Genomic DNA, 9,964 nt, shown 5'->3' with positions numbered 1-9,964 from the left:
TATCTGTTCCAACAAGTGAGATTGCCTGTTCTTCAAGATTTGTCGCTGTTGTAATATTAGCAGCTTTCTTCTGTTCTTCGATTTTGTTAATCGCTTCTTCTGGTGTTACAACACCCCACATTTTATTAAATGTATACATGTTGAATGGCAAAGAATATAACTCCCCATGGTAATTGGCAACTGGCGAATTTGTAAAACGATTAAATTCGATAAATTTCGTAACGTACTTCCAAACATCTCTATCATTTGTATGGAAAATATGTGCGCCATACTCATGTACATCAATACCTTCTACCTTCTTTGTGTAGATATTACCAGCAATATGAGGACGCTTATCAATGACAAGAACTTTCTTGCCCTTTTCTTTTGCCTGTTGGGCAAATACCGCACCAAATAATCCAGCACCTACAACTAGATAATCATATTGTTTCATATGTACTCCTTATTAAGCACCGTATTTTCTACGGATAATATCTGCAACCTTCCCTACTAGACGTTCACAGATTTCATCTGTCTCAGCTTCAGCCATTACGCGTAATAATGGTTCTGTTCCACTTGGACGAACAAGGATACGACCATTACCATTGAGTTCTTCATTTACTTCATCGATTGATTTTTGAACTTCTTTATCATCCATTACAAGTGTCTTATCAGTCACCTTCACATTTACTAGTAACTGTGGATAAATCTTAAGTCCATCACAAAGCTCGATAATACCCTTACCAGTATTCTTCATAACTTCAAGCACAGAAAGAGCCGTTAATAAACCATCACCCGTTGTGGCATGTTCCTTGAGGATGATATGTCCACTCTGTTCACCACCGATAACATAGTTATCGCGGAACATGACTTCAGAGACATACTTATCTCCTACCTGTGTCTTTTCAACTTGAATTCCTTCACGTTCCATGGCTTTATATAAACCAAGATTTGCCATAACTGTTGTAACAATTGTGTTATTTGTTAACTTATTTAAATCGCGTAAATATTTACCAACGATGTACAACATGAAGTCACCGTTTACAAGTTCTCCATCTGGACGAACCATAATCTGGCGATCCGCATCACCATCAAATGTTAAACCAACAGTATAATCACCCTTCTTCATCTCTTCACAGAATAATTCAGGATGTGTTGAACCACACTTTGTATTGATGTTGATACCATTTGGCTCATTGTGGAACGCTGTTACTTCAGCACCCAATCGTTCCAGTGCCTTCTTAGCTGTAAATGATGAAGAACCGTTTGCACAATCAATCGCAATCTTCCATCCACTCAAATCTAATGGATATTCTTTTACAATCCAATCTAAGTAAATTTCAATTCCTTGTGGATATGCGATAACCTTACCAATTTCACTATCTGTACGATATGGAATTGTAACTTTACCATCAATATAGTCTTCAATGAGGCCTTCAATATCACTAGATAACTTAAAGCCATCGTTGGAGAAGACTTTAATACCATTATCGTAGAAAGGATTATGACTAGCAGAAATCATCGCACCACAGGCAAAGCCATTCTCCTTTGTCAAAAGGCAAATCATTGGTGTTGGGCAGTATCCTGCTAGATATGCATCACAACCTTCGGACGTAATACCTGCTGCTAGTGCATTCTCAAACATATCACTAGATAGTCTTGTATCCTTGCCGATAACGATTTTATTTTTTCCTTCTTTGCTGAAATAGTATCCCAAGTATCTTCCAACCTGGAAGGCTCTCTCTGCTGTTAATACTTCATTTGCTTTTCCACGGATACCATCCGTGCCAAAATATCGTCCCATACGCTATTCTCCCTCTTTCTGTTGGGTATTTTGATCACCTAAAACTGTGAGTGTTAGTTTATTGTTTTTTAGGCTGTATTTCACAAGTCCTGTTGATGGTTGTTCCACCATCACTTCAAACTCATGTTGTCCTGGCTCTGCCGTAGACATATCGATATATAGATAAATATCATTTGCTGTAATCTTACTGATATTATCCTGTGTACCAAATACTTCTACATCCATCGTAGTAATATTATCCTCTTGTGTAGCTTTGTAGTTATGCACATTGTTCTTGTAATTGATTGGAACTGATGTGATTGTTCTTGTTGTAGCTGCGCCAAGCTTTACATCAACACTAACAGTAGAAACTGTTGCTGACGTAATACCTGTAGGAAGTGTAATATCTTGTGATACTGTTGTATCTTTTGTAAGATTTGAAACATCAACTTCAACTGTAATTTTATCGATATCAAGTAATGCACTTTCCGTGCCATAGATTGTAACAGTCTGTTTATCAGCCACAGCTGAAGCGACTGCCTGATTATCACCAGGTGTACCCTTAATCTTTACTTCAATCGGAACTGTCTTGTTAGGTGAAGTAACTGGTACATATACATGCATGGTTTGAGGTTCGATATCTACATTTACAATTTGACCATTTGCATCGTAGGCAACAAGTTTTGCATCTTGTTCAAAATCCGCAGTTTGATTGGATACGTCGATAAGTGCCTTTACAAAGGCAATCTGATTTAATGTATCCTGTGAAGCACGTACATCTACGACAGAAGACGCAAACTGAGGAGTACCTACGTTATAAATACCATCCATCTTATCGCGATGAATAATATCATAAGATAGCGAGAACTGCTGTGTAACTTTCTTCTTGATTGTTACAACCGCATTCGATGGGTTAACGATTGTACTAACAGAATCTCCGAATCCCTCCGCAATCAATGTTACTGCATGGGTTCCCTCTGTTAAGTTTGTTAGGTCTGCAACAACCTTGCCATTTATGGTGCTTGCAGCAGTAACACTTGTCGCATCACCTGTAATCGTAACATCAGTTGTTGTTGGAATTCCTGAAATTTCATACTCTTGCGTATCATATTGTACATATACCGCAACATTTTGAACAGTACGACTTGTCTTAAGTGATGTCTGATATAGCGATGTGATATCGTTGTAGTTTACAACGACATATAACAGTGCAGCTAATATCAACGATACAACTTTTGCATATTTTGCATTAAACAATACGCGGTCAATCCCTGTAGAAGCGTAGTGAATGAAATGGATAATATTCTTTACAAATCGATCATATTGACTTGATATGCGCTTTGATTGATTTGCAAGATGTTTTGCAAGTTCAAGCTTATTATGATCCATATGGTGTTTTTTCTTATTTGCCATTATCGTTCACCTCCTTGCTTATGATCAGAGGTATCTGATTGTTTATAATTTGCTTTGTTATGTGTTGGATAACTTGGCGTTGGGCGCTTCTTCTTATGCGGAAGCTTTATTGACGCAGCTTTTGCAGCCGCATCTGCTGCTTCATGTACATCCTGTAATGCATGTTTTTTATTTGTGGATGTACCATTTTGTTCAGCCGGAATAACTTCCTCTGCAGTAATCTTTCCTGTTTCAAGAATTGTTTCTTCATTAGCAGCTGGTGTATCATCCATCTTTGTTTGAAGTTCATGCACATCGGCTTCAATCATAGTTTCATCATCGTCATCTTCACCATTTTCTTCGGTTTGACCAACGATGATATGTGTTAGATATTTACGCAGTTGTTGTTCATTTACAGCAATCAACTTGCCACCTTCTGCAATCGATACATTTCCTGTTTCTTCCGAAACAACAATTGTAATCGCATCTGTAATTTCGCTAATACCAATTGCCGCACGGTGTCTTGAACCATATCGAGATGGAATATCTGCTGTTGTTGGAGGGAAATATGCACTTGCACATGCAATCTTATCACCCTGGATAATCACTGCTCCATCATGTAGTGGTGTCGAAGTAACAAAGATGGAAGTTAAAAGTTCTGCAGTTACATCAGAATTCAAACGTGTACCAGTCGCAATAAAATCATCCAGAGGATGAGACTTCTCAATAGAGATTAAAGCACCAGTTTGATCTGCACTCAATAAACGTACTGCAGTCACAATATTGTCCACCAGTTTTTCCTTTTCATTACCACTAAGTGAACTCATTCTAGAGAAGAAACTACTCTTACCAAGTCTTTCCAAAATCGTACGGATTTCTGGTTGAAAGATAATAATAACTGCTAAGAATCCCCAGTTAATAAACATGTTTGTTAAAAACTGCAAAGTTTTAAGATTCATGACTTTTGCAAGTACATCTACAATGATGACAAAGATAATACCTTTAAATATCTGCATAGTACTGCTCTTACCACGAACAATACGTAGTGCAGCTAAGATAATCATCCAAATTACTACTATATCGATAACTGTCGTACTGAAAGTTAAAAACTTGTCCCACAATGATGATAAGTTATAGGCTGACATTAAACATATCCCCCTTTCAAATATGTTCTTATTATACCACACACCACCATGCTCACTATAGCCCATCAAAAGAAAAAGATGACCTTATAGGTCATCTTCAATTGCACCACTCTTAGCATATGCGGATGGTCTAGCTTCAAAGAAATCAGTCTTTACCATGTTTGCGTCTGAGTATTGTTTTACCCACTTCATGGATTCTGGTTCCTCAGCATATTCTTCATACAGATTACCAAAACCTAATGTCGCAAAACGTGTATTACCAAGATACTTGATATAATCGGTAACCATCTGCTTATTTAAGCCTGGAATTTCATCACCAATTACATAGTGTCCCCATGCAATTTCTTGTTCAACACCAGTATTCATCATATCGCGAATCATCTGAATATTTTCTGGTGTAAATAACTCTGGTTCTTCCTTCTGTAACTCTACCAAGATGTTACGGAATAACCATAAGTGTGTTGATTCATCACGGTTGATGTAACGAATTTCCTGTACACTTCCTGGCATCTTGCCATTTCTAGCAAGGTTATAGAAGAACATAAATCCAGAGTAGAAATAAACGCCCTCTAGAATAAAGTTTGCAATACAAACTCTCAAGAAAGATTGTTTATCTTGCTTGGCAACGAACTCATTATAGAGTTCACCAATGAATTCATTTCTCTTTAATAAGTGCTCATCTGTCTTCCACTGATAGAGGATATCATTTCTCTGTTCAGGAGAACAAATGGAGTCTAGCATGTAACTGTAAGACTGTGAGTGAATGCACTCTTGGAATGTCTGGATAGACAAACATAAGTTAACTTCATTTGCAGTAATGTACTGAGAAATGTTTGGTAAGTTAGCAGATTGTAGAGAATCCAAGTAAACTAAGAAACTCAAAATCTTATCGTATGCTGTCTTTTCCGCTAGGCTAAGACGTGGATAATCTGACTTGTCTTGGTTCAAGTTGATTTCTTCTGGCACCCAGAAGTTATTCATTGCTTGACGGTACCAATCAGATACCCAGTTATACTTCATGTTATTGAAGTCATTGATATTTGTTGTATTGAAGTTGATAAGACGACGATTACGTACATCAATATCACCCTCAGGGTTGAATAACGGTTTACGATTAATCTGATCTGTCTGCATGTTTCTACCTCCTATGCGGAACAACTTTCACAATCCTCAGGATCTAAGGCCTTAGAACGTGTGTAGTAGATAGTCTTAACTCCACAATCATATGCTAGCACATATAACTGTAATAACTGACTCATCTTATAGTCATTTGTAATCCATAAGTTAAAGCTCTGTGCTTGGTCGATATGGCGCTGACGGATACCAGCAGCTCTAACTGACCAAGTCTGGTCAATTGTATGTGCTGTCTTGTAGTACCAATACGTATCTGCAGATAATTCTGGTGCAGTTCTTGGCAAGATAGAACCCTTCTTTTCTTCTAAGAAGAAACGATTCATAACTGGATCAAGTCCCGCAGAAGTACCGATTAAGATTGATGTAGAACTTGTTGGAGCGACTGCCAATACATATGCATTACGCATACCTGTTGCATGTACTTCTTCCTTTAGTTCTTTCCAACGTGCAGAGTCATACCCACGCTGGTCGAAGTACACACCTGTCTGCCACTCAGAGCCTTCAAAGAATTGATAGCTTCCACGTTCCTTGGCTAACGCATTACTTGCCTTAATCGATGCATATGCAATATTTTCAAATACTTCATCTACAAACTTCAAGTGTTCTTCGCTTTCCCACATGATGTGGTTCTTTGCAAGCATGTGGTGGTAACCACTGACACCAAGTCCAATAGAACGATACTTATGGTTTGTTACTTTTGCATTTGGTAATGGATAGAAGTTTAGATCGATAACGTTATCAAGAGCACGTACTACAGTTGCAGTAACTTCTTCGATTTCCTTTGGATCTGTCACATTAATATTACCTAAACATAATGAAGCTAAGTTACACACAACATAATCACCTGGCTTTGTTGTTGTAACGATAACTTCATCGCCATCCTCTGTCTTGATAACACGAGAAACCTGCTTCACTTCAGACATATTCTGTGCAATTTCTGTACAGAGGTTAGAGCTATAAATCATACCCTTGTGCTTATTAGGATTTGCACGGTTAACTGCATCACGATAGAAAGCAAATGGAGTTCCTGTTTCTACCATAGACTTCAGGATTAAACGTACAACTTCCTTTAATACAAGAACACGTTTAGAGATACGATTGTCATGTACACATTCCCAATATCTCTTTTCCCATTCTTCGCCATAGAAGTCCTCAAGGCAATAACCCTTAATCATCAGGACATCATGTGGATCAAGAAGATACCAATCTTGGTTCATGTCTTCCTTCACCATCTTCCAGAATAAGTCTGGATAGCATACTGCAGGGAAAACGTCATGAGCCTTCATACGGTCATCACCGTTATTTGTACGTAATTGTAAGAATTCAGGTAAGTCTTTATGCCATACATCGAGATATACTGCTACAGCACCTGCTCTTACACCAAGTTGGTCAACCGCAACTGCAGTATCATTGATGACACGAATCCAACGGATAACACCACCAGAAGCGCCTTCAAAACCACGGATTGATCCACCACGGGAGCGAACCTTACCTAAATACATACCCATTCCACCACCGAACTTACTAACATCAGCGAAGTTAGAAATGGAATGATAGATCCCATCCAATGAATCAGGAACAGTATCAATAAAACAGCTAGATAACTGATGATATGGCTTTCTCGCATTTGCTTGTGTAGGAGTTGCCATTGTTACCTGATGTAAACTCATCATATCGTAGAACTTCTTAACCCAACCGATACGATCATTTGTTTCCTTCATTGCTAAATGCATCGCAATACCAATGTACATTTCCTGTGGTGATTCCAATAGAACATGTTGGTGGCTACGAATCAAATAACGTTGGGATAATAAGTCCAAACCACTATATGTGAATAAGTTATTACGTTTATTGTCAATTAATGTTGCGATTTCATCAACTTCTTTATGAGAATAGTTTTCTAAGATATATGCTCCATATAGACCTTGTTCAATCATATAGGAAATCTTATGGTAGAAGCTTGTTAGACCTAGTTTCTCTTCAGTCGCTTTTAAATCACAAGCAATACTGTAACTGAGTAAACGGCCTGCAATTCTTTCCCAGTTTGGTTCTTCTTTCGTTGTAAGTTCAGCAGAACTTCTTGTTAATAGAGCAATTCTATCTTTTAGAGATTGACCTTCTTTAGACATTGTAGAGAACTTCTCATACAATCTCTTTAAGTCATAGTCTGGATAAGCCTTCTGGATATCAACCAAAACATCTTCCAACTCTTCATCCCCAATGAGTTTCACTAACTCAAGGCGTTCATTACGCATCTGTGTGCGCTTTTCACGGTATAAGATATAACTCTTTGCGACGTTATACTTTTCATTCTTCATCAAGATTTTTTCAACAGTATCTTGAATTTCTTCAACATCAACTTCTTGACGACCGTCGAACTGTGCTTCAATCTGCACTAGTAAGTCAGAAAGATATGTTTGATCAACACTTTCATTTACGCTTAGGAAAGATTTTTCTATCGCTAAAATAATCTTAGCTCCATCATATGGAACAACTTGTCCGTTACGTTTTACAATCCTATCCACAACTTCTACCTCCACTAAATTCTGTCTTTCAATAGCATAATAAAAAATTGAACTTTTTTCTATCTCAATGCCCAATTTTTTCGATAAATTTCCCCTCTAAAAGCACTATTATTTTGAATGCTGAAAATCCCTCATTTTATTCTCTGAAATCATCCGATATTTTCATTTCTGGTGCATGAAAACTTTGCATAAATCTCATTGAAAATAACAAAAAAAGTCCCTTAAGGACTTCTTATATAGAGTGCCGCTTAGCAGAATTGAACTGCTCGTTCATCCTTACCATGGATGCGTATTACCACTATACTAAAGCGGCATAGCCTTTATATAATAACAAACTACACCTAAAAATCAATAATCAGTACTGTTTTTCAACTCATCATAAACAACCTGTAAAGGTAGGCCCATAATGGCATAATAATCGCCATGAATTTCTTTGATGTATCTGCCACCAAATCCTTGGATTGCATAGGCTCCTGCTTTATCCGCTGTTTCCCCTGTATGAATATAATTCCAGATTTCTTCATCACTCATTTTTGAGAAATATACATCCGTGATACATGCGTATGTAAAACATTTCTTTTGGCTAATGATACATAAACTGGTTAGAACTTGGCTCTTATGATTTTGAAGCTTCTTTAACATCTGAAAAGCATCTGCATCATCTTCTGGTTTTCCCATAACTTGGTTATCACATAACACCAAAGTATCACTACCAATTACAATAGACACTGGATGTCTCTCTAAAACTACCTTTGCCTTGCGATAAGAGAGATTTTTACTTTCTTCAACAAGGTCTGCCTCTAGATTTATTGTCTCATCGATATCTGCTGGATCACAGATAAACGGGAATCCTGTTTTCTCTAACAACTCTTTTCTTCGTGGACTTTGTGAAGCTAGTACAATTTCTCTCATAAATAACCTCTTTCTTTTATTATTTTATGAAAAATTAGGAATTAATGAAAGTGCTTACGTGATATAATTATCAAAGGAAAAATTGAAAGGGATTAAGAATGAAGAAGCCTACATTAGTTATTTTGGCTGCCGGAATGGGTAGCCGCTATGGTGGAATGAAACAGATTGATGGAGTCGGAAGCCATGGTGAACCAATCATAGAATTTTCTATCTATGACGCAAAAGAAGCAGGATTTGAGGATGTTGTTCTCATCATCCGTCGTGAACATGAACAAGCATTCCACGCTGCACTCACAGACCGTGTATCTAAGGGAATGAACGTGAAGTTTGCATATCAGGATATTAACAATGTCCCAGCAGATATTGTTGTACCTGAAGGACGTGAAAAGCCATGGGGCACAACACATGCATTACTTGCATGTAAGGGTGTTGTTGACGGACCATTTGCGATTATCAACGCAGATGACTTCTATGGCAAGGATGCATATAAAGTTATCTATAACTTCTTAACAACAGAAGTAAGTGATGACCATTACGCAATGGTTGGTTATGCCGCAAATAACACACTTACAGACCATGGAACAGTTACACGTGGTGTATGCCAACAAGACGAAAACGGTAATCTAACAAGCATTGTTGAAGTACAAAAGATTGCTCGTAAGGATGGTAAGGTTGTTTATGATGACAACGGAACTTGGAAAGAAATGGATCCTAATGCATTAGTATCTATGAACTTCTGGGGATTTACACCTAAAGTATTTGATGACATGGAAGTATACTTTGATGAATTCATTCATGCAAATCTAGCATCTAACCCAATGAAGTGTGAATACGTTATTCCTACAACAGTTGGCCAGATGGTTAAGGATGGCAAGTGTACTGTTAAAGTACTTTCTTCTAAGGACCAATGGTTTGGTGTAACTTATCAAGAAGACAAGCCTCTTGTAGTTGGTAAGATTGCTGAAATGAAGGAAGCTGGAATCTATCCAGATATTCTTTGGAAATAATAAAACTCCTGTGCTAAATGCCACACGTGCATAAGGATGTTTCTTGAAATGTAGATGGAGTAACACTCTTATGGGTGTTACTCCGTT

Annotated in this window: 8 protein-coding genes and 1 tRNA gene; 1 reads left to right on the top strand and 8 read right to left on the bottom strand. The window is 37.7% G+C overall.

What is annotated here, in order from left to right; all coding sequences use genetic code 11:
• The 8 genes from RYK16_RS07215 to RYK16_RS07180 form a co-directional block, all read right to left on the bottom strand.
• On the bottom strand, positions 1-433 hold a 433-nt coding region (locus tag RYK16_RS07215; RefSeq protein WP_314851592.1), incomplete at its 3' end, for an NAD(P)-binding protein.
• Positions 434-445: 12 nt separating this feature from the next.
• On the bottom strand, positions 446-1,783 hold the full coding sequence (glmM, locus tag RYK16_RS07210; RefSeq protein WP_314851591.1) for a phosphoglucosamine mutase: 1,338 nt from the start codon (positions 1,781-1,783) through the stop codon (positions 446-448).
• A gap of 3 nt (positions 1,784-1,786) precedes the next feature.
• A complete protein-coding gene (locus tag RYK16_RS07205; RefSeq protein WP_314112564.1) occupies positions 1,787-3,175 on the bottom strand; it encodes a CdaR family protein in 1,389 nt (462 codons plus the stop codon).
• On the bottom strand, positions 3,175-4,299 hold the full coding sequence (gene cdaA / locus RYK16_RS07200) for a diadenylate cyclase CdaA (protein WP_294207686.1): 1,125 nt from the start codon (positions 4,297-4,299) through the stop codon (positions 3,175-3,177). Before cdaA ends, RYK16_RS07205 begins: the two co-directional genes overlap by 1 nt.
• Positions 4,300-4,383: 84 nt before the next feature.
• A complete protein-coding gene (locus RYK16_RS07195) occupies positions 4,384-5,433 on the bottom strand; it encodes a ribonucleotide-diphosphate reductase subunit beta (RefSeq protein ID WP_294020700.1) in 1,050 nt (349 codons plus the stop codon).
• Between the two features lie 11 nt (positions 5,434-5,444).
• Positions 5,445-7,958, bottom strand: coding sequence for a ribonucleoside-diphosphate reductase subunit alpha (locus RYK16_RS07190; RefSeq protein ID WP_314851590.1), 2,514 nt, complete (start codon positions 7,956-7,958; stop codon positions 5,445-5,447).
• A gap of 242 nt (positions 7,959-8,200) precedes the next feature.
• Positions 8,201-8,271: transfer RNA gene (locus RYK16_RS07185), tRNA-Thr, on the bottom strand.
• A gap of 35 nt (positions 8,272-8,306) precedes the next feature.
• Complete coding sequence (locus tag RYK16_RS07180; RefSeq protein WP_314851589.1) at positions 8,307-8,870, bottom strand: Maf family protein; 564 nt, start codon at positions 8,868-8,870, stop codon at positions 8,307-8,309.
• Positions 8,871-8,968: 98 nt separating this feature from the next.
• Between RYK16_RS07180 and RYK16_RS07175 the strand changes: the two genes are divergently transcribed.
• The gene (locus tag RYK16_RS07175) at positions 8,969-9,877 is read left to right on the top strand and encodes a sugar phosphate nucleotidyltransferase (RefSeq protein ID WP_314851588.1); all 909 of its coding nucleotides are present in this window, start codon (positions 8,969-8,971) and stop codon (positions 9,875-9,877) included.
• The last annotated feature ends 87 nt before the right edge of the window (positions 9,878-9,964 follow it).

The organism is uncultured Solobacterium sp. (genome assembly GCF_963550625.1).
Lineage (GTDB): Bacteria > Bacillota_I > Bacilli_A > Erysipelotrichales > Erysipelotrichaceae > Bulleidia.
Note: the sequence above shows the minus strand (reverse complement) of the source record. Positions and strands in the feature narration are given on the sequence as shown.

What these genes read in the sequence shown, in the direction of transcription:
- RYK16_RS07195 (WP_294020700.1), bottom strand. Translation starts at nt 5,433, where the DNA reads ATGCAGACAGATCAGATTAATCGTAAACCGTTATTCAACCCTGAGGGT.
- RYK16_RS07175 (WP_314851588.1), top strand. Translation starts at nt 8,969, where the DNA reads ATGAAGAAGCCTACATTAGTTATTTTGGCTGCCGGAATGGGTAGCCGC.
- RYK16_RS07205 (WP_314112564.1), bottom strand. Translation starts at nt 3,175, where the DNA reads ATGGCAAATAAGAAAAAACACCATATGGATCATAATAAGCTTGAACTT.
- RYK16_RS07180 (WP_314851589.1), bottom strand. Translation starts at nt 8,870, where the DNA reads ATGAGAGAAATTGTACTAGCTTCACAAAGTCCACGAAGAAAAGAGTTG.
- cdaA (WP_294207686.1), bottom strand. Translation starts at nt 4,299, where the DNA reads ATGTCAGCCTATAACTTATCATCATTGTGGGACAAGTTTTTAACTTTC.
- glmM (WP_314851591.1), bottom strand. Translation starts at nt 1,783, where the DNA reads ATGGGACGATATTTTGGCACGGATGGTATCCGTGGAAAAGCAAATGAA.